This window comes from Halomonas eurihalina (genome assembly GCF_008274785.1).
GTDB classification, from domain to species: domain Bacteria; phylum Pseudomonadota; class Gammaproteobacteria; order Pseudomonadales; family Halomonadaceae; genus Halomonas; species Halomonas eurihalina.
In genome coordinates this window covers 251,956-277,212 of the sequence record NZ_VTPU01000001.1, presented here as the reverse complement: position 1 = coordinate 277,212, position 25,257 = coordinate 251,956, and the positions used below count along the sequence as shown (strand labels likewise).

At 61.6% G+C, this 25,257-nt stretch carries 23 protein-coding genes and 1 pseudogene; 18 read left to right on the top strand and 6 right to left on the bottom strand.

Annotated features, from left to right (window positions below; genetic code table 11):
* The first annotated feature begins 9 nt into the window (after positions 1–9).
* From pstA to FZZ93_RS01460, 6 genes are all read left to right on the top strand, one after another.
* On the top strand, positions 10–1,176 hold the full coding sequence (gene pstA / locus FZZ93_RS01485) for a phosphate ABC transporter permease PstA (protein ID WP_149320552.1): 1,167 nt from the start codon (positions 10–12) through the stop codon (positions 1,174–1,176).
* A 66-nt stretch (positions 1,177–1,242) separates the two neighbouring features.
* Complete coding sequence (pstB, locus tag FZZ93_RS01480) at positions 1,243–2,052, top strand: phosphate ABC transporter ATP-binding protein PstB (protein ID WP_407650229.1); 810 nt, start codon at positions 1,243–1,245, stop codon at positions 2,050–2,052.
* Positions 2,053–2,340: 288 nt separating this feature from the next.
* Positions 2,341–2,763, top strand: a complete 423-nt coding sequence (locus FZZ93_RS01475) for an arsenate reductase ArsC (RefSeq protein ID WP_149320551.1) — start codon at positions 2,341–2,343, stop codon at positions 2,761–2,763.
* A 38-nt stretch (positions 2,764–2,801) separates the two neighbouring features.
* The gene (locus tag FZZ93_RS01470) at positions 2,802–3,833 is read left to right on the top strand and encodes an ArsJ-associated glyceraldehyde-3-phosphate dehydrogenase (protein ID WP_149320550.1); all 1,032 of its coding nucleotides are present in this window, start codon (positions 2,802–2,804) and stop codon (positions 3,831–3,833) included.
* Complete coding sequence (arsJ, locus tag FZZ93_RS01465; RefSeq protein ID WP_149320549.1) at positions 3,826–5,055, top strand: organoarsenical effux MFS transporter ArsJ; 1,230 nt, start codon at positions 3,826–3,828, stop codon at positions 5,053–5,055. The genes FZZ93_RS01470 and arsJ overlap by 8 nt, the downstream gene beginning before the upstream one ends.
* A 33-nt stretch (positions 5,056–5,088) precedes the next feature.
* Entirely contained in the window at positions 5,089–5,433 is a 345-nt protein-coding gene (locus FZZ93_RS01460) for a metalloregulator ArsR/SmtB family transcription factor (protein WP_281290351.1), read from the top strand.
* A gap of 65 nt (positions 5,434–5,498) precedes the next feature.
* On the opposite strand, the gene phnE (FZZ93_RS01455) is transcribed toward FZZ93_RS01460, so the two are convergent.
* The 4 genes from phnE (FZZ93_RS01455) to phnD form a co-directional block, all read right to left on the bottom strand.
* Entirely contained in the window at positions 5,499–6,332 is an 834-nt protein-coding gene (gene phnE / locus FZZ93_RS01455) for a phosphonate ABC transporter, permease protein PhnE (RefSeq protein WP_149320547.1), read from the bottom strand.
* On the bottom strand, positions 6,329–7,138 hold the full coding sequence (gene phnE, locus FZZ93_RS01450) for a phosphonate ABC transporter, permease protein PhnE (protein ID WP_149320546.1): 810 nt from the start codon (positions 7,136–7,138) through the stop codon (positions 6,329–6,331). Before phnE (FZZ93_RS01450) ends, phnE (FZZ93_RS01455) begins: the two co-directional genes overlap by 4 nt.
* Positions 7,135–7,971, bottom strand: a complete 837-nt coding sequence (gene phnC, locus FZZ93_RS01445; RefSeq protein ID WP_149320545.1) for a phosphonate ABC transporter ATP-binding protein — start codon at positions 7,969–7,971, stop codon at positions 7,135–7,137. The genes phnE (FZZ93_RS01450) and phnC overlap by 4 nt, the downstream gene beginning before the upstream one ends.
* A gap of 76 nt (positions 7,972–8,047) precedes the next feature.
* Positions 8,048–9,010: a phosphate/phosphite/phosphonate ABC transporter substrate-binding protein gene (gene phnD / locus FZZ93_RS01440; RefSeq protein ID WP_149320544.1), complete on the bottom strand. Its 963-nt coding sequence runs from the start codon at positions 9,008–9,010 to the stop codon at positions 8,048–8,050.
* A 277-nt stretch (positions 9,011–9,287) separates the two neighbouring features.
* On the opposite strand from phnD, the gene FZZ93_RS01435 reads away from it, so the two are divergent.
* Together FZZ93_RS01435 and FZZ93_RS01430 are read left to right on the top strand one after the other, a co-directional pair.
* On the top strand, positions 9,288–9,908 hold the full coding sequence (locus FZZ93_RS01435; protein WP_149320543.1) for an ABC transporter ATP-binding protein: 621 nt from the start codon (positions 9,288–9,290) through the stop codon (positions 9,906–9,908).
* Entirely contained in the window at positions 9,899–10,702 is an 804-nt protein-coding gene (locus FZZ93_RS01430) for an ABC transporter permease (protein ID WP_149320542.1), read from the top strand. The genes FZZ93_RS01435 and FZZ93_RS01430 overlap by 10 nt, the downstream gene beginning before the upstream one ends.
* A 30-nt stretch (positions 10,703–10,732) precedes the next feature.
* On the opposite strand, the gene FZZ93_RS01425 is transcribed toward FZZ93_RS01430, so the two are convergent.
* Positions 10,733–11,920 (bottom strand): acetyl-CoA C-acyltransferase, encoded by a 1,188-nt coding sequence (locus FZZ93_RS01425; protein ID WP_149320541.1) that lies wholly within the window; start codon positions 11,918–11,920, stop codon positions 10,733–10,735.
* Positions 11,921–12,049: 129 nt separating this feature from the next.
* Here FZZ93_RS01425 and FZZ93_RS01420 point away from each other — a divergent pair, with 129 nt between their 5' ends.
* The 4 genes from FZZ93_RS01420 (at position 12,050) to FZZ93_RS01405 (ending at position 17,415) form a co-directional block, all read left to right on the top strand.
* Positions 12,050–12,619, top strand: coding sequence for a TetR/AcrR family transcriptional regulator (locus FZZ93_RS01420; RefSeq protein WP_041601962.1), 570 nt, complete (start codon positions 12,050–12,052; stop codon positions 12,617–12,619).
* Between the two features lie 175 nt (positions 12,620–12,794).
* Entirely contained in the window at positions 12,795–14,465 is a 1,671-nt protein-coding gene (locus FZZ93_RS01415) for an AMP-binding protein (protein ID WP_149320540.1), read from the top strand.
* 16 nt (positions 14,466–14,481) lie between these two features.
* Positions 14,482–15,261 carry an SDR family NAD(P)-dependent oxidoreductase gene (locus FZZ93_RS01410; protein ID WP_149320539.1) on the top strand — a complete coding sequence of 260 codons (780 nt, stop codon included), beginning with the start codon at positions 14,482–14,484 and terminating at the stop codon, positions 15,259–15,261.
* Positions 15,262–15,603: 342 nt separating this feature from the next.
* Positions 15,604–17,415 carry an acyl-CoA dehydrogenase C-terminal domain-containing protein gene (locus tag FZZ93_RS01405; protein WP_149320538.1) on the top strand — a complete coding sequence of 604 codons (1,812 nt, stop codon included), beginning with the start codon at positions 15,604–15,606 and terminating at the stop codon, positions 17,413–17,415.
* Between the two features lie 183 nt (positions 17,416–17,598).
* On the opposite strand, the pseudogene FZZ93_RS18690 reads toward FZZ93_RS01405, so the two are convergent.
* Positions 17,599–18,013: pseudogene (locus FZZ93_RS18690) on the bottom strand (ISL3 family transposase); the annotation flags it as partial.
* Positions 18,014–18,481: 468 nt separating this feature from the next.
* Here FZZ93_RS18690 and FZZ93_RS01395 point away from each other — a divergent pair.
* From FZZ93_RS01395 to FZZ93_RS01370, 6 genes are read left to right on the top strand one after another with little or no spacing between them, the layout of a single operon-like run.
* Complete coding sequence (locus FZZ93_RS01395; protein WP_149320537.1) at positions 18,482–19,798, top strand: MFS transporter; 1,317 nt, start codon at positions 18,482–18,484, stop codon at positions 19,796–19,798.
* A gap of 16 nt (positions 19,799–19,814) precedes the next feature.
* Entirely contained in the window at positions 19,815–21,257 is a 1,443-nt protein-coding gene (locus FZZ93_RS01390; protein ID WP_149320536.1) for a sulfatase family protein, read from the top strand.
* Positions 21,258–21,279: 22 nt separating this feature from the next.
* Complete coding sequence (locus tag FZZ93_RS01385; RefSeq protein ID WP_223111748.1) at positions 21,280–22,299, top strand: formylglycine-generating enzyme family protein; 1,020 nt, start codon at positions 21,280–21,282, stop codon at positions 22,297–22,299.
* The gene (locus FZZ93_RS01380; protein ID WP_149320535.1) at positions 22,299–23,108 is read left to right on the top strand and encodes a DeoR family transcriptional regulator; all 810 of its coding nucleotides are present in this window, start codon (positions 22,299–22,301) and stop codon (positions 23,106–23,108) included. Before FZZ93_RS01385 ends, FZZ93_RS01380 begins: the two co-directional genes overlap by 1 nt.
* 42 nt (positions 23,109–23,150) lie before the next feature.
* Entirely contained in the window at positions 23,151–24,263 is a 1,113-nt protein-coding gene (locus FZZ93_RS01375; RefSeq protein ID WP_149320534.1) for a glycerol dehydrogenase, read from the top strand.
* Positions 24,264–24,277: 14 nt separating this feature from the next.
* Positions 24,278–25,231 (top strand): sugar kinase, encoded by a 954-nt coding sequence (locus FZZ93_RS01370; RefSeq protein WP_149320533.1) that lies wholly within the window; start codon positions 24,278–24,280, stop codon positions 25,229–25,231.
* Positions 25,232–25,257 lie beyond the last annotated feature (26 nt).

Sequence of the window (25,257 nt, the reverse complement as noted above, 5' to 3'; positions counted from 1 at the left end):
ATCGCCGAGATGAGTCAATCCTTCGACGAAATCAGCGCCCAGCTCCGGCGTCGCCACCGCAAGTCGGCGCGGTTGAAATGGATCTCCATGGGCGCCCTGGGGCTGGCCGGCCTGTTTCTGGTGCTGTTCTTCGCCGATATGCTGGGCAAGGGCATGCCCGCCTTTCAGCAAGCGCAGGTTCAGGTGGAGATCGACTACAACGAGGATGCCCAGCGCATGGGGCGTGCCGCCCTGGACCCTGAGGTATCGCGCTTGGTGAGTCGCACCTTTGAGCGACTGATTCCCGGCCAGATACGTGACAACCCCGAGTTGCTGGGCACCACCGAGACCCGCTGGGTACTGGCAGACAGCCAGGTCGATCAATATCTCAAGGGGCATCGCCACAAGCTCAGCGAGTCCCAGAAGGCTACCGTGGACGCACTGGTGGAACAGGGCCGGGCGGAACTGAAGTTCAATACCACCTTCTTTACTACCGGCGATTCCAAGATGCCCGAGGCCTCGGGTATTCTCTCCGCCGCCGTGGGGACGGTGTTGACCATGCTGGTGACCCTGGCCATCGCTTTTCCCATCGGGGTCATGACGGCGGTCTACCTGGAAGAGTTCGCCCCGGACAACCGCTTGACCCAGATCATCGAGATCAATATCAATAATCTGGCAGCGATTCCGTCGATCCTGTTCGGTCTGTTGGGGCTGGCTATCTTCATCAACTTCTTCGGGGTGCCGCGCTCATCGCCGCTGGTCGGCGGTATGACGCTGGCGCTGATGACCCTGCCGGTGATTATCATCGCCACCCGTACAGCATTGCGCAGCGTGCCGGATTCCATCCGCCACGCCGCCTTCGGCGTGGGCTGCTCGCAGTGGCAGGTGGTGCGCGACCATGTGTTGCCGCTGGCCATGCCGGGGATCATGACCGGCTCCATCATCGGGCTGGCTCAGGCCATGGGGGAAACGGCGCCACTGATCATCGTCGGCATGGTGGCCTTCATTCCCGACGTCTCGGCCTCCTTTGCCGAAGCTGCCACCGTGTTGCCGGCACAGGTTTTCACCTGGGCGGGGGAGCCGGACAAGGCCTTCGTGGAGAAGACTGCCGGGGGCATTCTGGTGTTGCTGGCAATCCTGATCTTCCTGAATGCCTCGGCTGTCATTCTGCGCAAGAAATTCGAACGTCGCTGGTAATCTCGCGGCACGACACAGGAATCCATCGTCATGAATATTCAAGTTGCCGAGCGGAGTATTACGCCCATGACCGGTCACACTGCCGGAGAGCCGGTGACACGTAATGAAGACGCTAACCATGAGCTGAGCATTCGCGTGCGCGGACTCGATCTCTGGTATGGCACGACTCAGGCGCTCAAGAGTCTCGACATTGATGTCTACCAGAAGAACGTCACGGCATTGATCGGCCCTTCCGGTTGCGGCAAGTCGACCTTTCTGCGCTGCCTCAATCGCATGAACGATCTGATCCCCAGCGTGCGCATCAAGGGGCTGGTGGAAATGGACGGCCGTGACGTCAATGAGGCCAAGATGGACGAGGTCGCACTGCGTCGCCGGGTGGGAATGGTCTTCCAGAAGCCCAATCCCTTTCCCAAGTCGATCTATGAAAACGTCGCCTATGCGCCGCGCATGCACGATCTGGTCAGCCGCAAGGCCGATTCCGATGAGCTGGTCGAGCGCGCCCTGCGCGATGCCGGTCTGTGGGAAGAGGTCAAGGACAAGCTGCAGGAGCCAGGCACCTCGCTGTCCGGCGGTCAGCAGCAGCGCTTGTGCATTGCCCGGGCCATCGCCGTGCGTCCCGATGTCATCCTGATGGACGAGCCGACGTCGGCCCTGGACCCGATCTCCACGGCGACCATCGAGGATCTGATGGACAAGCTGAAGCAGCAGTTCACCATCATCACCGTGACTCACAACATGCAGCAGGCCGCCCGGGTGGCCGACTACACGGCGTTTTTCCATCTGGGCGAAATCGTCGAGTACAACGACACCAAGACGATGTTCTCCAACCCGGCCACCAAGAAGGCCGAGGATTACATCACCGGGCGTTACGGTTAAGGGTTCGCTTCACAATCCACTGGCTGGAGGTGAGCTTTTCCGGCGACAAGCCCCGAAGTGTCGGGCCATCGCGAGGGCGCTGTGAACCTCCCTTGGGCGCTCCCGCCTCCTGCTTCGCGTGCAGGGCCTGGCCTTCCATGGCCCGAAATACGCTCTGAAGGAGCCGTCGCGTAAGGCATCGGAAACGGGTAAGCGAGAGATCGCTTCCCCGTTGTCGTTCTGGCTGTCATGCGATTGACATCCTCACGCGTTATATATGAAATTCCATATATCCTTTGGAGCCCCGAGATGGCCAAACTGCGCGTCCTTTTTCTGTGCAATGCCAATTCCGCCCGTTCGCTGATGGGCGAAGCCCTGCTGAGGCACCTGGCCGGCGATCGTTTCGAGGCCTTCAGTGCTGGTACCGAGCCGGACCGGCCCCACGAAATGACCCTCGAGGCATTGCGCAAGCAGAACATCGAGACTTCGGGCCTGGCCAGCAAATCGCTGGATGACGTCGCCGGTCAGCACTTCGATACGGTGATCGTGCTCTGCGACAAGGCGCAGCAGGCGTGCCGCGACTGGCAAGGCAGCCGTGATGAACATCTCTACTGGGATATCCGCGACCCTCGCCACATCCAGCGCGATAACGCCTATGAGCAGGCGCTGCAGGAAATTCGCCAGCGGCTCTCGCTATGGTTGCAACTCAAGGCTCACGACGATCGGCGTTGATCGGAGACGACCGCCACCACATTAGAGGACCAACCTCCATGACGCTACGCATCGGTATCAATGGTTTCGGGCGCATCGGTCGCCTGACCCTGCGCAGCCTCTGGCCCCGCATCGAGGCCGGTGAGGCCGAGATCGTCCGTATCAACGATCCGGGCGGCGACGCTGCGACCTTTGCCCATCTGCTGGAATTCGACTCGGTGCATGGCCACTGGGCGCCGGGGCGAGGGATCCAGGCCGAGGATGACGCCCTGGTCGTGGATGGTCGACGCATCGCCTACAGCGGCGGGCGAGACTATGGCGCAAGCGATTGGTCCGCATGCGAGGTGGTGATCGAGGCCTCTGGCACTGCCAAGCAAAGCGCGCAATTGGCGCCGTATTTCGAGCAGGGCGTGGCGCGTGTCGTCGTGAGCGCGCCGCTCAAGGACGATGATGTGCTCAATGTGGTGATGGGCGTCAATGAAGATCGTTATGATCCTGACGTACATCGCATTGTCACCGCCGCGAGCTGTACCACCAATTGCCTGGCACCGGTGGTCAAGGTTATCCAGGAGGGCTTCGGCATCCGTCACGGCTCGATGACCACGGTGCACGACATCACCAATACCCAGACCATTCTCGATGCTCCCCACAAGGATCTGCGGCGGGCGCGGGCCTGCGGCATGAGCCTGATCCCCACCACCACCGGTTCGGCCAAGGCGATCACCGCGATCTTCCCGGAACTCGAGGGCAAGCTGAACGGCCACGCCGTACGTGTGCCGCTGGCCAATGCCTCGCTGACCGATATGGTCTTCGAGCTCGAGCGCGAGGTCACGGTGGATGAGGTCAATGCCGCCCTGAAGGTCGCCGCCGAGGGCGAGCTGACCGGTATCCTGGGCTACGAGGAACGCCCGCTGGTGTCCATCGACTATCGTACCGACCCGCGCAGCTCGATCATCGATGCGCTCTCGACCATGGTGGTGAACGGCACCCAGCTCAAACTTTACGCCTGGTACGACAACGAGTGGGGCTATGCCAACCGAACCGCCGAGCTGGCGCTGAAGGTCGGCGGTGAGCAGGTGGCAAGTGACTGAATCGCTCGGTGCACGTTTCAAGGCACTGCCCTTTGAGATTCGGCAATACCTGCTGATCACCGGCAATTACTGGGCCTTCACCCTGACCGACGGGGCCCTGCGCATGCTGGTGGTGCTGCACTTTCACCAGTTGGGATATTCGCCTCTGGAAGTGGCCCTGCTGTTTCTCTTCTACGAGGCCTTCGGTGTGGTCACCAACCTGGTTGGAGGCTGGCTGGGCGCGCGCCTGGGGCTCAATCGCACCATGAACGTCGGGCTCGGCCTGCAGCTCGTGGCACTGGGCATGCTGATGGTGCCGTCCGCCGCCTTGAGCGTGCCCTGGGTGATGGCCGCCCAGGCGCTCTCGGGGATCGCCAAGGATCTCAATAAGATGAGCGCCAAGAGCGCGGTCAAGGTGCTGGTGCCCAAGGACAGTGCCAATGCCGGCAGCGCTCTCTATCATTGGGTGGCGATCCTCACCGGTTCCAAGAACGCGCTCAAGGGCGCCGGTTTCTTCCTGGGTGGGGCACTGCTGACGTGGATCGGCTTCCGTGGTGCCGTCATCGCCATGGCGGTGATGCTGGCCATCGTGCTGGGATTGTCGCTGGTCAGGCTCAAGGCCGACCTGGGCCGCGGCAAGCACAAGCCGAAATTCACCGAGGTGTTCTCCAAGTCGCGGGCCATCAATGTACTTTCGGCGGCGCGCTTCTGCCTCTTCGCGGCCCGGGACGTATGGTTCGTGGTGGCGTTGCCGGTGTTCCTGTATGACCAGCATGGCTGGAGTCACTGGACGGTAGGCGGCCTGCTGGCCATCTGGGTGATCGGCTATGGCGGCGTGCAGACCCAGGCTCCGCGACTCACCGGCTTGATCAAGGGCGGCCCGCGCGTCGTCACGGCGTTCTGGGCCCTCGCGCTGGCCGGGCTGCCGGCATTGCTGGCCCTGTTGTCGCTGGCCGAGGTGGGCTGGCTGGTGGCGGGCCTTTTGGCCTTCGGCGTGCTGTTCGCCATCAACTCTAGTTGGCACAGCTATCTCATCGTGCATTTCGCCCGTTCCGACGGCGTCTCCATGGACGTGGGCTTCTACTATATGGCCAACGCCATGGGGCGGCTTGCGGGAACGGTGCTGTCCGGCTGGCTGTATCAGGTGTATGGCCTTTCCGCCTGCCTATGGGTGTCGGCGGCGCTAGTGGCAGCCAGCGCCTTGATGGCCCTGGCGTTGCCGAGCCAGCAGCAGGCCGGTTGAAAGCCATCGAGGAGGGCGACGCTCTTGAACACACTGGAACCTCTGCACGTCTTCAAGTGCCTGGCCGACGAGACCCGATTGATGCTGATGTTGCTTATTCGGGGCGAGGGAGAATTGTGCGTCTGCGAGTTGACCCATTCCCTGGAGCTGTCGCAGCCCAAGATATCGCGTCACCTGGCCCAGTTGCGCCAGTGCGGCCTGCTGGTGGATCGACGCGCAGGGCAATGGGTCTATTACGGCATCTCGCCTGACCTGCCCGGTTGGGCATCGGATGTACTGACGGCCGGGGCGAGAGGAGAGGTCGAACGCCTTGCGGCGCTCCAGGCGCGGCTCGCTCACATGGGCAAGCGTCCCGAGCGTCGCGCGGCCTTGTGCTGACGATCCGTCGACCCTGCCTTGGCTAGGGCCGCCGGGCGTCTATTCCTCGACCTCCGAGCCAGGACCTAGATCAAGGCGCGCCGCATGCGTGCCGAGATCGCTTCGCTGACCACCACGGTCGCCAGTATGACGAGCAGGATGGTGGCCACCTGGGACCAGGCCAGGGTGTCGATGGAGGACTGCAGCTTCATGCCGATACCGCCGGCGCCCACCAGGCCTAGGATGGTGCTTTCGCGGATGTTGATGTCCCAGCGGAACACTGAAATGCCCCAGAAGGCGGGTAGCACCTGAGGAACGATGCCGTAATGGATGACCTGGGAAGAGCGGGCGCCGGTAGCGGCCACGGCCTCGATCTGGCGTGCATCGGTCTCTTCGATGGCTTCGTACAACAGCTTGCCGACGAAGCCGATGGAACGCAGGGCGATGGCGACGATGCCGGCCAGCAAGCCCGGCCCGATGATCGCCACCAGCAGCAGGGCCCAGATCAGCGAGTTGATCGAGCGCGAGGTCACGATCACCAGTAGTGCCACGGGCCGTATCAGCGTGGCCGAGGGCGTGGTGTTGCGCGCCGCCAGAAAGGCTACCGGCACTGCCATGATGACGCCGCCCAGGGTGCCCAGGGTCGCGATGTTGAGGGTGTCCCACAACGGGGCCAGCAATTCGGGCAAGTAACCCAGTTTCGGCGGGAACAGCCGACTGCCGATGTCGGCGGCCTGGCGTGGAGCGTCGGCGACGAACATCCACATTGTGCCTTCGTTCATCAATTGCCAGCACCACACGAACAGGGCGACCAGGGCCAGCCACCCGAACCATAGCGCCAGCCTGGCGCGGGGCGTGCGGAAGGTCCAGATCCGCGAGTAGTGGGTCGGCTCGCCGACCCGGGGGGCGAGCTTGCTCATTGCAGGGTTTTCCTCAGATAGCTGGAGGCGTATTCCGCCAGCATGACGATGGCAATGACGATCAGCAGGATGGCCCCGGCACTGTCGTACTCGTAACGGTCAATGGCGGTGTTGAGCGTGGCGCCGATGCCGCCGGCGCCGACGATCCCGATCACCGCGCTCTCGCGGAAATTGATGTCCAGCCGATACAGCGACAGGCCGAGCAGGCGCGGCATCACCTGGGGCTGTACGGCATAGTGGATCAATTGCCACCAACTGGCGCCGGTGGCGCGTATGGCCTCGGCCTGGCTGGCATCGATTTCCTCGATGTCGTCGGCGAGCAGCTTGGCGAGAAAGCCGATGGAGGCGAAGGCCAGGGTGACGAAGCCGGCGAAGGGGCCGAAACCGAACATGGCCACCAGGAAGATGGCGATGATGATCTCCTGCAGCGAACGGCTCACCGCGATGATCGAACGACACACCAGGTAGATGGGGCGTGGCACCAGGTTGCGCGCCGCGCCGATGCCGATGGGTACCGAGACCAGAATGCCCACCACGGTAGCGGTGAGTGTCATGGTCAGGCTTTCGATCAGGCCCTGGCGGATGTCGCCCCAGCGACTGGTGAAATCCGGCTGTAGAAAGCCATGAGCGAAGCGTGCCCCGCGTTCCAGACCCTCGATCAAGCGGGCGCCGTCGATCTCCAGCGAACCCAGTGCCAGTATCAGATAGGCAAGAATCGCGAGTGGCAGAATGCGTCGCCAACGACGGTCGGTAATGATCTGCGGCGGCCGTCGCCAGTGGCGCGGGTACTGCCGGGCGTGATTCATCCGGCGCCTCCCGCCAGTTGCAGTCGGGTGTCCTGCTCGGCGGTTGTGTCGTCCTCGTGTTCCTGGCGCATGGCGGTCCAGTCTTCGGCGCCATAGATTTCGGTGAGCATGGCGTCGTCGAGATCGTCGGGCGCACCATCGAAGACCATCTCGCCGCGACGTAACCCGACGATGCGGTGCATGAACTGCTGTGCCAGGGGAACGTCGTGGATATTGACGATGGCCGGCAATTCACGCTCCCGGCAAATCTCGCTGATCAGGCGCATGATCTGTCGGCTGGTCCGGGGGTCGAGGCTGGCCGTAGGTTCATCCACCAGCAGAAGTTCTGGCTCCTGCGACAGGGCGCGGGCGATACCCACGCGTTGTCGCTGACCGCCGGACAGGGCATCGGCGCGCTTGTCGGCGTGGTCGAGCAGGCCGACCCGGTCCAGCAGGCGGTAGGCGTTTTCGATGTCGTGGCCCGGAAAGCGACGGGTAAAGCTGCACCAGAAGGGCACATAGCCGAGCCGGCCGGAGAGTACGTTCTCCATCACGGTGAGACGCTCCACCAGGGCATATTCCTGGAAGATCATGCCGATCCGCCGCCGTGCCCGGCGCAAGTCGCGGCCGCGCACGGCGGCCAGGTCGGTCTCGCCCAACCGGATCGTCCCGGAAGAGGGCTCTACCAGGCGGTTGATGCAGCGGATCAGGGTGGACTTGCCGGCGCCGGAAGGGCCGATCAGCCCCAGCACCTGGCCTTGCGGCACCTGGAAGGTCACGTTGTTCAGGGCGGTGTCGCCTGAAGCGCCGCCCTGGGTGCCATAAGTCTTGGATAGACGGTCGATGCTCAGCACACGGCATCCTCTTCAATACGAGAATGCGGACGGCAGGCCGCCCGCATCCATGATCCGGCCGAGTGGCCGGAAAGGCTCAGCTGCAGTCGTATTCGACGCCGTTGGCGTCGTCGATCTGGCGGATCACCGCCCAGTGTTCCTTGAAACTGATGGGGATGAACTGTTCCTCTCCGTTGCGGCCGAATTCCTCGGCCAGCTCACTGCCTTCCCAGTCGAAGCTGAAGAAAGCTTCCTTGATCGCTTCCTGCAGTTCGGGGGCCAGGTTGTAGGCAGTACCATAGCCGGTGGTGGGAAAGGTGTCGGATTGGTAGATCACCTCGAGCTGATCGGCGTCGATGACGCCGCGGTCGATCATGCGGTTCTTCACCGAGTTGGCAACGGTGGCGACCTCGTAGTCCTCGTTGGCCACGCCGAGCACCGAGTTGTCGTGCTTGCCGGAGAAATCGACCTCGTAGTCCTCGCCGGAGGTCATGCCGAACTCCGAGGCCATCAGAGCAGTGGGGGCCTTGAAGCCGGAGTTGGAGGTTTCGGAGGTGTGCGTCAGGGTCTTGCCGCGAATGTCTTCCACCTCGTCGATGCCGGAATCCGGATAGGTGATGATCTCCATTTCGTACCCGAAAGAGCCATCCTCGGCGGCCATCATGGCGAAGGGGCGAAAGCCGGCACAGGCCACGGCCAGCGGATTGGAGCCGGTGTTGAAGCCAGCCACGTGCAGGCGACCGGCACGCATCGCCTCGATCTGGGCGGCGTTGGACTGCACCGGGAAGAATTGCACCTGCTTGCCGGTGACCTCTTCCATGTGCTTCAGGAAACCGGCCCACACCTCGGCATAGACGGCGGGATCCTCGACCGGTGTATAAGCGAATATCAGGGTATCCGGGTCGAGCCACTGGGACTCGTCTTCGGGGATGTCGGCCACCAGGTCACCGTCGGTGTCGGTAAATCGCTCGCTGAGCTGGAATTCTGCCTGGGCCTGGCCAGCGGTCAGGGCGGCGAGGGCGATGGCACCGGTCATCATGGAGCGGGTCAGTGGCTGCATGGAAATCACCTGTGTCGGGAAACGGGAGCACGGGCAATAGCTTGGTCTGGCATCATGACAACGGTGGGTCGAGGGGAAGTCGTGTCGATGAAGGTTCGGTGACCGCGAAGAGAGATCCAAAGAGAGAGTCGGGGGATTACCGTCATCGAGACCCGAATGGGTGTCCGGCTTTCCGGCGGTGCTGTCCAGAGAGCCGGATAGTGAGGCATTATCGTGTTTTCTTGATATACGAATGCTATTGCCGACTTTCGTCGCCCCCGCTCAGGAGCCATCACTTGTGTGCTCTCATTCTCTGAGTCTCGAGCGCTTCGCCGTAGGTGAACTAAGCGACGTCGATCTGAATCTCGCCCCTGGCGAGATTCTTTGCCTCTCGGGGGCCAGCGGTTCGGGAAAGAGCCGCCTGTTGCGTGCCCTGGCGGACCTCGATCCTCACGAAGGGGAGGCGTGGCTGGGCGAACGGGCGCAGTCGATGACCCCGGCCCATGAATGGCGGGCCCGGGTGATGCTGGTGCCGGCGGAGAGTCATTGGTGGGCCGATCGTGTCGGCGATCACCTGCCGAGAGTCGCCCCGGCCGATCTGGAGGCGCTGGGCTTTACCCCGGATGTGCTCGATTGGCAGGTGGCGCGGCTTTCTTCCGGGGAGAAGCAGCGTCTGGCGCTATTGCGTGCGGTTGCCCGCGATCCTGAAGCCTTGCTGCTCGACGAACCCACCGCCAATCTCGACGAAGCCACGATCCGGCGCGTGGAGACCTGGCTGGCCGAGCGCATCCGTTCTAGAGGCTGGCCGACGCTCTGGGTGGCCCACGACACGGGCCAGATCGCACGGGTGGCGGATCGTCACTGGTGCATCCGCGATGGGCAATTGGTGGAAGAGGAGGAGGCGAGCGCATGGACGTGATCGTGCTCACCTGGTGGCAATTGGCCCTGGCGGCACTGCTGGTGGTGGCGCTGGCGGGGTGCACGGTCGTCGCGCGGCTTGGCATGGCCAGAAGCCTGCTGATCGTCGCTGTGCGCACCGTGATTCAGTTATCCCTGGTGGGGCTGGTGCTGGAGGCGCTGTTCGCGGCATCGGCATTGCATTGGGTGGCGCTGATGGCGTTCGGCATGCTGCTGATTGCCGGGCGCGAGGTGATGGCACGCCAGAAGCGTCGCCTGGTAGGCGGCTGGGCGTTCGGCATCGGCACACTGGCGATGTTTGTGTCCTCGTTCAGCGTGGCCGTGCTGACCCTGACCGTGATCATCGGGCCGGATCCCTGGTACCGGCCCCAGTACGCCATCCCGCTGTTGGGCATGATGCTCGGCAATACCATGACCGGCGTGGCCCTGGCGCTGGATCGCCTGACCGACACGGCCTGGCGTCAGCGGGCGGTGATCGAGAATCGCCTGATGCTCGGGCAGCGCTGGCAGGAAGCGGTTGGTGATATCCGCCGCGAAGCGATGCGCAGTGGCCTGATGCCCACCATCAATGCCATGGCCGCCGCTGGCGTGGTCAGCCTGCCGGGCATGATGACCGGCCAGATACTGGCCGGCAGCCCGCCGGCACTGGCGGTCAAGTATCAGATCCTGGTGATGTTCACCCTGACCCTGGGCACCGGGTTCGGCACCCTGGTGGCGGTGGCAGCGGGGAGCCGGCGATTGTTCGACGATCGCCAGCGGCTGCGGCTGGAGCGCCTGGCCGCCCCCAGAAACTAGCCACTAGCAAGGGGCGGCGGACGAAGCGCCTCAGTCGATCAGCTCCACGGCCACGGCGGTGGCTTCACCGCCGCCGATGCACAGGCTGGCGATGCCGCGCTTGCCGCCCTTGGTGCGCAGGGCGTGGATCAGGGTGGCGATGATCCGCGAGCCGGTAGAGCCGACGGGGTGGCCCTGGGCGCAGGCACCGCCGAAGACGTTGACCTTGTCATGGGGCAGGCCAAGGTCGTCCATGGCCATCAGGGTGACCACGGCGAAGGCCTCGTTGATCTCGAACAGGTCCACGTCGTCGACGCCCCAACCGAGTTTTTTCATCAGCTTGTCGATGGCGCCCACCGGAGCGATGGTGAACTCGCTTGGATGGCGCGAATGGGTGCTGTGGCCCAGCATGCGGGCGATGGGCTTGGCGCCGGCCCGGTCCGCCGCCGCCTGGCTGGCCAGGATCAGCGCCGAGGCGCCATCGGAGATCGAGCTCGAGTTGGCTGCCGTGATGGTGCCCTCCTTGGCGAACGCCGGGCGCAGTTCGCGAATCTTGTCGAGCCGGGCCTGAAAGGGCTGCTCGTCGTGCTCGACCCGGGTCTCGCCCTTGCGATCCTTGACCGTGACCGGTGCCATCTCGGCATCCAGGTGGCCGGCATCGGTGGCCTGCATGGCGCGTTCCAGCGAGGCGATGGCGAAGTCATCGAGCCGCTCGCGGGAATAGCCACGCTCGCTGGCGATCTGCTGGGCGAAGCCGCCCATCAACTGGCCGGTCTCGGCGTCTTCCAGGCCATCGAGGAACATGTGGTCCTTTAACTCGCCGTGCCCCAGGCGGTAGCCGGTGCGCGCCCGGGTCAGTACATGCGGGGCGTTGGACATGGATTCCATGCCGCCGGCGAGCAGGATCTCGCCACTGCCGGCGCGGATCAGGTCATGGGCCAGCATGGTGGCCTTCATGCCCGAGCCGCACAGCTTGTTGATGGTGGTGGCACCGATGGTGTCAGGAATGCCGGCCTGACGCATGGCCTGCCGAGCCGGCCCTTGCTTGACACCGGCGGGTAGCACACAGCCCAGGATGCCCTCGTCGATGGCGGAGGCCTCGATGCCGGCGCGTTCGATGGCAGCACGAATGGCAGTGGCGGCGAGCTCCGGTGCACTGAGCGATGCTAGGCTGCCGAGCATCCCGCCCATGGGCGTGCGGGTCGCGGAGAGGAATACGATATCGTCGGCGTGGCTCATGGGGTATCTCCCGATCAGTGATGGTTGTGATTGTGAGGGCGCGTTGGTCAACGGCGTTGACCCGTCGGCGGGGCTATGATCTTCTCAGGGTCAACCAAGCAAGCGCTAGTGTAAATCTCGATGAATGTAATGAATGACTCTCCGCGCCGCAAGGAACTGACGCGCCAGGCCGCCCAGCTCTTCGTTCAGGAAGGCTTCGACCGTACCACGGTGCGCATGCTGGCCCAGGAGATGGGCATCAAGTCCGGCAGCCTGTTCCACCATTTCCGCGACAAGCAAGAGATCCTGGCCGCGGTGATCGAGGAAGGCACGGAAAACGCGCTGGGTATCGCACGGGCAGCCCTTGATGACTGCGACAGCGACCCCGCCTCGAGGTTGCACGCCATGGCCCGGGCCCATCTGGAGACGCTGCTCACCGACCGCAACGCCCATGTAGTGGCGCTGTACGAATGGCGACGCCTGGACGCGCCGGCGAGAGCCCATCTCAGCCACCTGCGCGATGCCTACGAGGCACTCTGGGAAGAGGTGATCGACGATGCCCTGGCCGCCGGCCTGATCCGGGGCGATCGTTTTCTGGTCTCGCGTTTCGTGATGGGCGCGCTCAACTGGACCGTGCGCTGGTATGACCCCGATGGTGAACGGACGCCGGACGAACTCGCCGGGGAGCTCGTCGCCATGTTGACCCATCCCGCCGGCTGATAGGCGCTTGTTGTTTGGCCATGGCGTCGACCATGGTCTAGCCCCATTTGCGTCTTCGGCGCTTGCCCTGCTGAGCCCGAGCCTCTAGCTTGACCCTAGCGCTTGATAGGTTGACGCTTACGTCAACGAAAACATGGCGAGCGGTTTCCGACAACAATCACAAGGGGGCAAGCCCATGACCACGACCACGACCCTTCCCGACTATCATGCCTATCTCGAGACCTTTGCCATCGACGATGTCGTCGCCCGGCTCGACGACCATCGCGATGGCCGGTTGAATGCCTTCGAGGCTTGTTGCGGGCGCCACTTGCGCGAAGGGCGCGGCGAGGTGACGGCCCTGGTCCACGAGGACACTCGAGGACGGATCACGACGCTGAGTTATGGCGAACTGGCCACCGAGAGTGAGAAGCTCGCCGGCTGGCTCGTCGAGCGCGGCCTGGGCGAGGGTGAGCGTATCGCCTGCATGCTGCCTCGCTCGCCACAGCTATTGATCGCGATACTGGCTAGCTGGCGCATCGGCGCGGTCTACCAGCCGCTGTTCACCGCCTTCGGATCCGATTCGGTGGCGTATCGGCTGGAGCGTGCCGATACCCGGCTGGTGATCACCGATGGCGACAATCGCGCCAAGTTCGATGGCCTGGCTCAGTGTCCGCCGGTACTCGTCGTGGGTGGGCCCGATACCGAGCATGGCGATGACCTGGATTGGGCCTCGGCCCTGGCGCACTCGCCCATCGAGACAGCGGCACCGCGGCAGTCGCCGGATGCTCCCTTCCTGCAGATGTTCACCTCCGGCACCGTGGGCAAGCCCAAGGGCGTTGCCGTGCCGCTTGCCGCCATGCCGGCCTTCGCGCTCTACATGGAACTGGCCATCGGTCTCGATGACAGCGACCGTTTCTGGAACATGGCCGATCCCGGCTGGGCCTATGGCCTTTACTACGCTATCGCCGGCCCGCTGTTGCTGGGTGTGACCACGCACTTCTGCGAGTCCGGCTTCAGTGCCGAGGGTGCGCTGAGCTTCATGGAGCGTCATGGCATCACCAATTTCGCCGCCGCGCCCACCGCCTACCGATTGATGAAGGCATCGGGACTGTTCGACGACGCCCGGGAGCGGCTTTCCTTGCGGCGTGCCAGTTCCGCCGGCGAGCCGCTCAATACCGAGGTGGTCACCTGGGTGGAAACGGCGCTGGGCTGTTCGGTGATGGACCACTATGGCCAGACCGAGACCGGCATGACCTGCTGCAACCATCACGCCCTGGCGCATCCCAAGCATGTCGGTGGCATGGGCGTGCCGATGCCCGGCTATCGCCTGGCGATCCTCGATGCCGAGTACAACGAGCTTCCGCCAGGGGAACCCGGCGTGCTGGCGGTCGACATCGCCCGTTCTCCGGCACATTTCTTCCCCGGCTATACCTGGCAGGAGAAGGAACCCTTCGTCGGGGGCTATTATCTGACCGGTGACGTGGTGCAGCGCAATGAGGATGGCAGCTTCCAGTTCGCCGGTCGCGACGACGACATCATCACCACCGCCGGTTATCGGGTCGGGCCCACCGATGTGGAGAACTCGGTGCTCATGCATCCGGCCGTGGCGGAGTCGGCCGCGGTGGGCCAGCCCGACGAGATTCGCGGCGAGATCATCAAGTCCTATGTGGTGCTGCGAGACGGCGTCGAGGCCAGCGATACGCTCGCCGACGAGATCCGCCAGCAGGTGCGCAAGCGTCTCTCAACCCACGCTTTTCCCAGGGTGATCGAATTCGTCGACACCCTGCCCAAGACACCCAGCGGCAAGATCCAACGCTTCAAGCTGCGCGCGGATGCCGCCGACAAGGCGGAGACGACCGCTCAATGACCATGGAGATGTAGCGATGCAATTGAAGGACAACGCCTTTCTGATCACCGGTGCCGCATCCGGGCTGGGCGCCGCCACGGCGGAGCGTATCGTTGCCGCCGGCGGCCGCGTGGTGCTGTGCGACCTCAGCGAGGCGGTCGAGTCGCATGCCGCCCGGCTCGGCGAAGCGGCCCGTGCGGTTCGCGGGGATGTCACCCGCGAGGATGACATGCAAGCTGCCGTGGAGGCGGCCGTCGCCCTGGGAGGAGGAGAAGAGGGCGAGCGTGGCCTGGCCGGGGTGATCCATTGCGCCGGTGTGGTCAGCGTGGCCAAGCTGCTCGATCGCGAAGGCAACCCCGCCGATCTCGATGCCTATGCGCGTACCGTGCAGATCAACCTGGTAGGCACCTTCAACGTGATGCGCCTGGCCGCGGCGGCGATGTCCAGGAATGCGCCGGGCGAGGACGGCGAACGGGGCGTGATCATCAACACCGCTTCGGTCGCTGCCTTCGATGGTCAGGTGGGGCAGTGCGCCTACAGTGCCTCCAAGGCGGGCGTGGTCGGCATGAGCCTGCCGGCGGCCCGCGAGCTCTCGCGGCATGGGATCCGTGTCATGGCGATTGCTCCCGGAGTGTTCGAAACACCGATGATGAGCGACATTCCGGAGGACGCCGTGGCGTCGTTATCCGCTTCCATTCCCTTCCCCAAGCGGCTCGGCAAGCCCGATGAATACGCCCGCTTGGCCGAACAGATCGTCACCAACCCGATGCTCAACGGCGAAGTGATCCGCCTGGACGGCGGGATTCGGATGAGCTGAAGCAGGAAGAACGCGGCTATGCCGAGCGAGCTGCGAGCCACGAGATTCGAGCAGTGAGCGGGAAGCTTGACAATGCGGAGTCTAGACACATGATCTGCTCGTCGCTCGTCGCTCGTCGCTCGTCGCTCGTCGCTCGTCGCTCGTCGCTCGTATCTCGTATCTCGTATCTCGTATCTCGTATCTCGCATCTCGCATCTCGCATCTCGCATCTCGCATCTCGTGGCTTGGTTTAAACGAACGCTTGACTGCCCTGTCTCGTGGGCGTAATTTCAAACAATTGTTTGAAAGGCTGTTTGCAAGCGGTTCGGCCGCTTCATGCGTCCGCGTTCGAGGAGAGAGACAATGCCCGACTACCAGGCCCCCTTGCGTGATCTGCGCTTCGTCATGGACGAGATGCTCGACTATCCGACCCATTATGCGGGATTGCCCGGTGGCGAGGAGGCAACGCCCGATGTGGTTGGGGCGATCCTCGAGGAGGGGGCGCGCTTCGCACGCGAAGAGCTGCTGCCACTGAACCAGAGCGGCGACCTGGAAGGTTGTTTGCTGGAGGGCGGTGAGGTCAAGACGCCGAAGGGCTTCAAGGAGGCGTATAGCCGCTATGTGGAAGGTGGCTGGCCGAGCCTGGCCGCCGACCCGGAGCAGGGTGGGCAGGGGCTACCGCCGTCGCTTGCCATGGTGCTCTCGGAGATGATTTGTGCCACCAATCTGGCTTGGGGCATGTATCCGGGGCTGTCCCATGGGGCCGCCGATGCCTTGCGTCATCATGGCACCGAAGCACAGCAAGCCACCTACCTGAGCAAGCTGGTCGAGGGCGTGTGGACCGGCACCATGTGCCTGACCGAGCCGCATTGCGGCACCGACCTGGGACTGATCAAGACTCGGGCGGTACCCAACGAGGACGACAGCTACACGCTCAGCGGCACCAAGATCTTCATCTCCGCCGGCGACCATGACCTGGCCGAGAATATCGTGCACCTGGTGCTGGCCAAGCTGCCGGATGCTCCGGCCGGTTCCAAGGGTATCTCGTTGTTCGTGGTGCCGAAGTTCCTGCCGGATGCCGACGGCAATCCGGGAGCGCGCAACGGTGTGAGTTGCGGCTCGCTTGAGCACAAGATGGGCATCCATGGCAACGCCACCTGCGTGATGAACTTCGATGGCGCCCGTGGCTTTCTGGTCGGCAAGCCCCACAAGGGGCTGGCCTGCATGTTCACCATGATGAATGCCGCGCGCATCGGGGTGGGCATCCAGGGGCTCGGTCTCACCGAGGCCAGCTTCCAGAACGCTCTGGCCTATGCACGGGATCGCCTGCAGATGCGTGCACTGTCCGGCGCCAAGGCCGAAGACAAGCCTGCCGATCCGATCATTGTGCACCCGGATGTCCGCCGCATGCTGCTGACCCAGAAGGCCTTCGCCGAGGGTGGCCGCATGCTGGTGCTCTATGCGGCGCAGATGGTCGATGTGGTGGAGCGCAGTGACGATGCCGAGCAGACCGAGCGTGCCGAGACCCTGCTCGGCCTGCTGACGCCCATCGTCAAGGCGTTTCTCACCGAGGTCGGGTTTGAGGCGACCAATGAGGGCGTACAGGTGTTCGGCGGCCACGGCTTCATCCAGGAATGGGGCATGGAGCAACTGGTGCGCGATGCCCGTATCACTCGTCTCTATGAAGGCACCACCGGTATCCAGGCTCTCGACCTGCTGGGTCGCAAGGTGTTGATGAGCCAGGGTGAGACGCTCAAGGTCTTCACCAAGGAGATCCACAAGTTCTGCCAGGCCGAAGAAGGCAATCCCGACATGGCCGAGTTCGTGCGTCCGTTGGCCAAGCTCAATGCTGAGTGGGGCGAGTTGACCATGGGCGTGGGCATGAAGGCCATGAACGACCGTGAGGAAGTGGGCGCGGCCAGCGTCGACTACCTGATGTACTCCGGTTATGTGACGCTCGCCTACCTGTTCGCCCGCGCCGCGAAGCAGGCCAAGAGTGCCCTGGCCGCCGGTACTGATGATGCCGCCTTCTACCGTGCCAAGGTCAACACCGCGCGTTTCTACTATGAACGGCTGCTGCCGCGCACCCGCGCCCACGTCCAGATGATCCAGGCCGGTGGCGAGTCGCTGATGGCGCTGTCTCCCGACGACTTTGGTCGTGGGTTCGAAATCTGATTCCCGTGGCTTTTTCTTTCCTGTGACGTTCTCTTTCCTGTGACTCTCTCTGATCGGGCGCTCTGATCGGTGTTGCGGCGGGCCTTGCCCGCCGCTTTTTTAGGTTCATCGCACTTTGCCGGGAAACGCGGCACGAATATTCAGGAAGAAGCATGCCGTATCGCGGTACCCGTAGGCCATCCGCTTGATGGCCTTGCGGGCCGCTTTGTCATTGCGCAGCTGATTGGCTTGGTCGACGCGCACCCGGTCTACCACCTCACGCCCATATTTGGCCACCACATGGAAGAGATCGTAGACCACCTCTGCGTGAGACATTGGTCCTTCACTTCGAGATCGAAGACCGAATTCATGTCCATGGCGATGGCCTCGATCTGTTCTCGTGCCTCGCCCAGCCACTCGAAGAACGGGTGGATCGCTCCGTGGGAGCGGCCTTTACCGACCCAGACCACCTGCTGGGTATCAGTGCAGGCGACCACGGTGGCGTAGCGGTGCCCCTTGTGCAAACTTAACTCGTCCATCATTAGCCGCTGTGTGTCGGGTCCGGTGCCATCAGGTCTCGTTGCAGGCACTGCTTGTCGATGGTCTTGACGGTATGCCAATGCAAGCGAACCCGGTCCGCGACATGCCGGATCGGCAGCAACGTGACCAAACGCTCCACCCACTAGCTCAGCGCGGTGGTGACCGGCGAGCGCCCGGGCAACCAGTCGATGCGCTCTCGTGTTGGGCCACAAGCCGGACAGCGTAAGCGTCTCACCTTGAGGGAGCAGGGGAGTATCCATGGTAACGGCGATGTCCGTAGGCTGACGTTTTAGCGAATATCAGCTTACTCAGATTTACCGCCGTTTCTCTTTCTTGCCCTCGCCACCAGCCTTGCTGGTTTCACGCTGATCTGCGCTGAACCTAAATAAGCCTCGAAAATCGCGACTATGCTTTCGAAAAGAAAAAAATAATTGCCCGTCACGGATAAATTAACGACTAATGTCTAAGTGACACAGCCTTGCACGAGCTGACACGCTTTGAAAACTTTCATTTGAAAAATTACAAAACTAGGAGCACCGTCACAGCCATGGATACCATATCCGAAGCCACCAGCGGCAGCAGAACGCCTCCTGGTACTGTTCATACCACGTCATCGAAGCATGCCAGCTTCGCTGCGTTTAGCGGATCATTCATAGAATGGTATGACTATTCCTTGTATGGGACCGCTGCCGCAGTCGTCTTTCCTCAACTGTTCTTTCCTGAAGGGGCGGGACTGGTTGGAGCGTTTGGTTCTTTCGCCGCCGGTTTTCTTGCGCGTCCGGTCGGCGCGCTGGTCTTTGGTCATCTTGGTGATCGTTATGGACGCAAGAAAATGTTGTTACTCAGTGTGCTCATCATGGGGATGTGCACGTTATTGATAGGCCTTCTCCCCACCTATCAATCATCTGGTTGGCTTGCGCCGGCCCTGTTGGTTCTGCTGCGCACGGTGCAGGGGTTCGGCATTGGTGGCGAATTTGGCGGAGGAGCCCTGGTCGCGCTAGAGAATGCGCCAAGCCAAAAGCGTGGACTGATGGGGAGCTTTCACCAGATGGGGACGCCAGCGGGGATTCTAGTCGCCACCGGGGTTTTCTCCCTGGTCATGTTACTGCCACAGGAGACCGTGATGGATTGGGCCTGGCGGCTTCCTTTCTTTCTATCAGGCCTGTTCTTGGTCCTGGCGCTGTATATCCGCGACAAGCTGCCCGAAACCGAAGTCTTCCAGCGTTCCGAAGACACGAAAGGGGCCAAGCAAATACCTTTCATTTCCCTGCTACGCCAGCATCCCGGCGCACTGCTTCTGGCGGTAGGCGCACGTATGTGCGACGCGGTTACCTTCAATATCGTCAATGTCTTCGGTATCGCCTACGCCACACGAGAATTAGGCTTGGCTAACGAAGTGATGTTGACGGGATTCGTAATATCGGCCGGTATTCAGATAGGACTCATCCCTATCTTCGGCACGCTATCCGATCGTATCGGGCGTCGCCCCGTCTACCTCAGTGGCACGATCGTCTGTGCCATGGCGGGATTGGCCTATTTCCCCATGCTGTCTCTCAACAGTGTATGGATAGCCTGGCTAGCCATCATTCTGACGCAGGCCGTAGGAACCGGGTTGATGTTTTCGATCCAGGGAACCTTCTTTGCCGAACTGTTTACCACCAAGGTTCGCTATACCGCGCTGGGTGTGGTGTATCAAGGATCATCACTGATCGGTGGAGCTCCGACACCTCTCATTGCCCTGACACTGGTAGGCATCGCAGGAAGCTACTGGGGTGCTGCTGTCTATGTCACGGCAATTGCGATCATGAGCTTCATCTGCACGCTTTTCCTGACAGAAACTTATCGCTCGTCCATTCTCAAATAGTCACGAGGCACCATTCATGAAAACCGAGTCCAAGCCCAATATCGTTTTCATCATTACCGACCAGCAACGCTTCGATACCATTGCCGCATTGGGACACGATCACGTCATTACCCCGAACCTGGATCGATTGGTTAAAGAGGGGACCACCTTCACACGCACCTATGCCGCTGCTCCCTCCTGCGCGCCCTCTCGTGCCGCGCTATTCAGTGGTCTCTATCCCCACAGTAGCGGCGTCTTGCGCAATGAGGATCCTTGGCGCCACTCTTGGGTCGAGCAGCTAGCAGATGACGGCTACCGCTGCGTCAACATTGGCAAGATGCACACCTATCCCTATGAGACCCCGCTGGGCTTTCACGAGCGTCATGTCGTGGAAAACAAGGATCGCAACCATCCCTCTCAGCCTTTCTTCCTAGATCAATGGGACAAGGCCCTATGGGTCAGGGGCGTCGAAAAGCCTGGGCGTGCGACCTACAAACGGGATATCCCCGACTACTCGCAGCGCCTTGGCGCATTCGAATGGCCTGCTGCAGATGATCTTCACTCCGACAACTTCGTGGGAAATTTGGCCCATGAATGGATCGATCGCTACAAAATAAAGGCAGACGAACCCTTTTTCCTCGAGGTGGGCTTCCCGGGACCACACCCTCCATACGACCCGACAAAGGAAGCGCTGAAACGCTACGAAAGCCGTGAAATACCACTACCGGAATTGAGCCGAGAAGAGCTCGAAAGCCAGCCGAAACCGCTTCGAACCTTGCGTAAAAATCATATTGACGACGATCACGACGCCATCGTTCATCAGGATAATCCCGGTATGGATCAGATCGAACGTCAGCGCCGTTATTATTACGCCAACGTCACCATGATCGATCACCAGGTTGGCGAATTGATGTCGGCACTGGAATCACGTGGTGTGCTCGACAATACGGTCATCATCTTCACGTCCGACCATGGAGACTGTCTCAATGATCATTGGCACAGTCAGAAGTGGACGATGTACGAAGAGAGTGTACACGTTCCCGCCATCGTTTGGGGACGCGGCGTTGCCCGGAATCAGCGCGTCGATGGACTGACGTCGCTGATTGATTTTGGTCCGACCATCTTGGAGCTGGCCGGTATCGAACCGCCGCCATGGATGGAGGCGAAAACGCTGCTGCCGGCGATTCGAGGCGAACAGTTTTCTGGCCGCGATTTCGTCTTTTCGGAGCATGCCTATGATTTCATTTTCAGTGGCACCGAACTGATGACGATGGTGAGAGATGAACGCTGGAAACTCGTTGAATTCATCGACAGTGATGAAGGGCAACTCTTCGACATGCAGCGCGATCCGGGAGAGATGTATAACCTATGGGATGACGAGACCGTTGCTGCCATTCGCCAGCACCTACAGGAAGTCATCGCACACTGGAGAGCCGAAAGCGCCCTGCGCACGGCCACCTGGTCAGCGCCTTATCGATAACTGGGTAATAGGTAACGCGACAATGAGCCATTCGGACGATCACAAAGAGAACTCCAAAATAGACTGCTGCACTCCCTCACGGGTGGTGGAGGAAAAGCGACGAACAGTCGATATGACTGTTGCAGCAGGTTCCGGCCGTCACAGCATTGCCCAGGCTCGAATCGATGATGGTGCATTCTGGATGGGTGATGCTTTCGACGAGGGGGCACACGAGGATGGAGAAACGCCAGAACACGCCGTCTATCTTGATGCTTTTGCAATAGATATCACCACGGTTACCAATCGCGACTATGCTGCCTTCGTCGCGGCCACCGGCTACGTGACCGACGCCGAACACCATGGCGCTTCGGCGGTCTTCGACGCTCACCTAAAAGCCGAACCAAGCGATGTGGAGGGCGCCTTTCCCGGCACCTCGTGGTGGCTGAGCGTCCGTGGGGCCGACTGGCGCCATCCTGCCGGTCCGCTATCGTCCCTCGAAGGGATCGAAAGTCATCCGGTGGTGCATGTGAGCTGGAATGATGCCATGGCGTACTGTTGTTGGGCCCATCGACAGTTGCCCACCGAGGCTCAATGGGAGCGGGCCTGCCGTGGGGGAGGGGGGCGGGGGATGCGCTACCCTTGGGGCGACACACTCGACACCGGCCAGAACGGTGCATGGCCCTGCAATATTTGGCAAGGCCAGTTTCCCCATTTCAATCGCTGCGAGGATGGCTGGGATGCGACGGCACCTGCCAATCACTTCGCACCGAACGACTATGGTTTGCATCAGATGATCGGCAATGTCTGGGAGTGGTGCGCAGACTGGTTCGATGCTCGTTTTTACGATGCCTCTCCGCTCAGCAACCCCCGCGGCCCCGAACAAGGCACACGACGCACCATGCGTGGAGGCTCTTTCCTTTGCCATGACTCCTACTGCAATCGTTATCGCAACTCCGCTCGCTCTTCCAATACTCCGGAATCCTCGGCTTCCAATATCGGATTCAGGACGGTTTTTCGAGACGGACGAGTCGGCTGCTCGACACAGTCAACAGAGACGACTTAATGCCAAGATCACTTCATAACGCACTCAAACGGCGGCTGAGCATTGCCGAGCATGTCAGGGATAAGGGCGATGCCAACGTCAACGAACTGGCCGAACAGTACGGTGTAACCACCGTCACCATTCGTACCGATCTCCAGTACCTGGAAGATCAAGGCTACTTGATTCGCTCTTTTGGGGGCGCCCGCTGCATCGATGATCCCGCCGCCGGGACCGACGCTTTCAGTCTGCTCGAATCACGCTTTCGCCAGGCCTACCCGGTCGCCTATCAGGCTGCGTTGCAAGTGAAACCCGGCGACCATGTTTTCCTTGCGGGATCCGTGCTGGCTCAGCGCATGGCCGTTCTGCTGTCCGGGATACCGGAACTGCACATAATCAGCGATGCACCCGCCCTGGTATCAGTCCAGAACCATACGCCTTTGGAAGGGGTTCAACTGACGGGGGGCATTTACGACAGCGCGGCAGAGGTCCTGTACGGCTGGGGAGAGGCGCTGGCCAATACATGCCGAGGCATTGATTGCAGCTTCATCGATCTGGGCGGCGACCCGGACGGGTACCACCCCGCCAGCAAGGATTACATCGCTCTATGTGGCCTGAGTGACCGCAACATTGGGATCATCCGCCGCCCGGGTATTCCAGCCGCTCATCTCCGCGTACTCGAGCACCTCACCGAGGTGCTGTTACTCGCGCAACTCAAAGACGTCTGGAGCGAAACCCTGATTGAGCACGGATTCCAGCAACAGCAGATCCAGGGACAAACCCTACAGTTCAAGCGTGCTCGCTTTCGCACCGCCGCCACTTCAGCTCCGTGATATTCAATTCCATGGTCTCATCGTCACTATAAAGGAACATACATGATTACCAGCGCCGTCTTCCCCGCTCGCTACGTGCAAGGCCGAGATGCATTACATGAACTGCCCGCCCTGGCAGCTCCTTTGGGCGATACGGCACTCGTCGTGCTCGATCCCGGTATCGGTGAGTGGATGCGCCCGCATATCGAGAATATCTGCCAAGGTAAACTCACTCTTCAGTTCTTCGACTTCGAGGGCGAATCGACCGAGCACGCCATGCGCGCCGCGAGCGAGCAGCTCCAGGCCGGTGGACATCATCTCGTGATTGGTCTCGGCGGTGGCAAGGCCATCGACACCGCCAAGGGCGCGGCTCATTATGCGCCGGGAACGCGCATCATCGCCATTCCCACGATTGCTGCCTCGGATGCGCCATGCAGCAAGAATGCGGTGATCTACAACGAAGATCACTCGGTTGCCAGAGACCTGCACGGACGCAATAACCCCGATATGGTCATTATCGATACCCGGATCGTTGCCAATGCCCCTTCGCGCTTTCTGAGTGCGGGTATTGCCGATGCCCTGGCTACCTGGTTCGAGGCCGAGTCCGCCTGGGCCACTCGTCACCGCAACTTCACCGGCTATGCCCCGACCCACACGGCGTACGTTATCGCCAACGCCTGCTACGAGACCTTGACCGAATACGCGCCGCTGGCGCTATCGCACTGCGAGGCGAAACTGGTGACCCCTGCTCTCGAGCGTGTCGTCGAGGCGGCCACACTGATGAGCACGATCGGCTTTGAAAGCGGCGGACTGGGGGCCGCTCATGGTTTTCATCAGGGTATTGCCGAATGGCACGAAACCCACGGATTACTGCATGGCGAGAAAGTTGCCTTCGGCATCCTGGCGTCGCTATTTCTGACCGACAAGGGGAGTGATCTGATCGAACGGACCTATCAATTGTGCCATGCCGTCAACCTGCCTCTGACGCTGGCGGATCTTGGCGTGGAGGACATCAGCGACAGCTATCTGATGGTCGCCGTCGAACGTATGATGCGGCCGGGAGAGTGCACCTTCAACGAGCCCGTCCAGTACGAGAATAAGGACTACCTCGATGCGCTGAAAGCCGCTGATGCCTACGGCCGCGCGTTCAAGACGTTGCCCACCGCGGCCCAGTGAAGGGGAAAGATGCCATGTCCAAGATCATGACAATCGGCGAGGTGCTAGTGGAATTCATCGCGGCCGAACGCGGCCAACCCTTCAATGCGCCGGGCCAGTTTCTCGGTCCCTATCCCAGCGGTGCCCCCGCCATCTTCATCGACCAAGTGGGTCGTCTGGGTAAAAGCTGCGGCATGTTTGGCAGTGTCGGCGATGATGGATTCGGGGAGTTAAATCGCGAACGCCTGAAACGTGACGGCGTCGATATCGAGCATATTCGCGTGTTGAACAATGCCACCACAGGTAGTGCCTTCGTGACCTACCATCAGGACAGTTCACGCGACTTCATCTACAACATCACCAACGCGGCCTGTTCCCAGATCACGCCAAATCAGATTACCCGTGATAGCTTGTCGGACTGCCAAATCTTGCATGTCATGGGAACGTCGCTGTTCTCTTTCCGAGTTATCGAGGCGACCCAAAAAGCCATCCGCGGCGTCAAAGCGAATGGCGGACTCGTCTCCTTCGATCCCAATATTCGCAAGGAGATGCTGGGTTTGCCGGAGATGCGCGACGCGCTGAACTATATTCTCGAGCTCACTGACATTCTGCTGCCCAGTGAAGGGGAGCTGGTCACACTACTTGGTACGGCAACTGAGCAACAGGCATTGGATGAGGTTTTTCGTCTTGGCGTCAATGAGGTGATCGTCAAACTCGGCAGTAAGGGGGGCCGCTATCATGATCGCTCCGGCCGCCATATCGATGCTCCCGGTTTCACGGTGGAAGAGTGCGATCCTACCGGTGCCGGCGACTGCTTCGGGGCTACATATATCGCTCTTTTCGGCGATGACCTGTCGATCGAAGAGCGCCTGCGCTACGCCAATGCCGCCGGGGCGCGTGCCGTGACGTGCATGGGCCCGATGGAGGGCGCCTCCAGCATGGCGGAGTTGGATGAGTTCATCGAACAACACGCTGCCGACATTCACTAGCCCACCCATTACGCCTTCAGACAGGA

What these genes read in the sequence shown, in the direction of transcription:
- pstA (WP_149320552.1), top strand. Translation starts at nt 10, where the DNA reads ATGAGTCAATCCTTCGACGAAATCAGCGCCCAGCTCCGGCGTCGCCAC.
- pstB (WP_407650229.1), top strand. Translation starts at nt 1,243, where the DNA reads ATGACCGGTCACACTGCCGGAGAGCCGGTGACACGTAATGAAGACGCT.
- FZZ93_RS01475 (WP_149320551.1), top strand. Translation starts at nt 2,341, where the DNA reads ATGGCCAAACTGCGCGTCCTTTTTCTGTGCAATGCCAATTCCGCCCGT.
- FZZ93_RS01470 (WP_149320550.1), top strand. Translation starts at nt 2,802, where the DNA reads ATGACGCTACGCATCGGTATCAATGGTTTCGGGCGCATCGGTCGCCTG.
- phnE (WP_149320547.1), bottom strand. Translation starts at nt 6,332, where the DNA reads ATGAGCAAGCTCGCCCCCCGGGTCGGCGAGCCGACCCACTACTCGCGG.
- phnE (WP_149320546.1), bottom strand. Translation starts at nt 7,138, where the DNA reads ATGAATCACGCCCGGCAGTACCCGCGCCACTGGCGACGGCCGCCGCAG.
- phnD (WP_149320544.1), bottom strand. Translation starts at nt 9,010, where the DNA reads ATGCAGCCACTGACCCGCTCCATGATGACCGGTGCCATCGCCCTCGCC.
- FZZ93_RS01430 (WP_149320542.1), top strand. Translation starts at nt 9,899, where the DNA reads ATGGACGTGATCGTGCTCACCTGGTGGCAATTGGCCCTGGCGGCACTG.
- FZZ93_RS01425 (WP_149320541.1), bottom strand. Translation starts at nt 11,920, where the DNA reads ATGAGCCACGCCGACGATATCGTATTCCTCTCCGCGACCCGCACGCCC.
- FZZ93_RS01420 (WP_041601962.1), top strand. Translation starts at nt 12,050, where the DNA reads ATGAATGACTCTCCGCGCCGCAAGGAACTGACGCGCCAGGCCGCCCAG.
- FZZ93_RS01415 (WP_149320540.1), top strand. Translation starts at nt 12,795, where the DNA reads ATGACCACGACCACGACCCTTCCCGACTATCATGCCTATCTCGAGACC.
- FZZ93_RS01410 (WP_149320539.1), top strand. Translation starts at nt 14,482, where the DNA reads ATGCAATTGAAGGACAACGCCTTTCTGATCACCGGTGCCGCATCCGGG.
- FZZ93_RS01405 (WP_149320538.1), top strand. Translation starts at nt 15,604, where the DNA reads ATGCCCGACTACCAGGCCCCCTTGCGTGATCTGCGCTTCGTCATGGAC.
- FZZ93_RS01395 (WP_149320537.1), top strand. Translation starts at nt 18,482, where the DNA reads ATGGATACCATATCCGAAGCCACCAGCGGCAGCAGAACGCCTCCTGGT.
- FZZ93_RS01390 (WP_149320536.1), top strand. Translation starts at nt 19,815, where the DNA reads ATGAAAACCGAGTCCAAGCCCAATATCGTTTTCATCATTACCGACCAG.
- FZZ93_RS01385 (WP_223111748.1), top strand. Translation starts at nt 21,280, where the DNA reads ATGAGCCATTCGGACGATCACAAAGAGAACTCCAAAATAGACTGCTGC.
- FZZ93_RS01380 (WP_149320535.1), top strand. Translation starts at nt 22,299, where the DNA reads ATGCCAAGATCACTTCATAACGCACTCAAACGGCGGCTGAGCATTGCC.
- FZZ93_RS01375 (WP_149320534.1), top strand. Translation starts at nt 23,151, where the DNA reads ATGATTACCAGCGCCGTCTTCCCCGCTCGCTACGTGCAAGGCCGAGAT.
- FZZ93_RS01370 (WP_149320533.1), top strand. Translation starts at nt 24,278, where the DNA reads ATGTCCAAGATCATGACAATCGGCGAGGTGCTAGTGGAATTCATCGCG.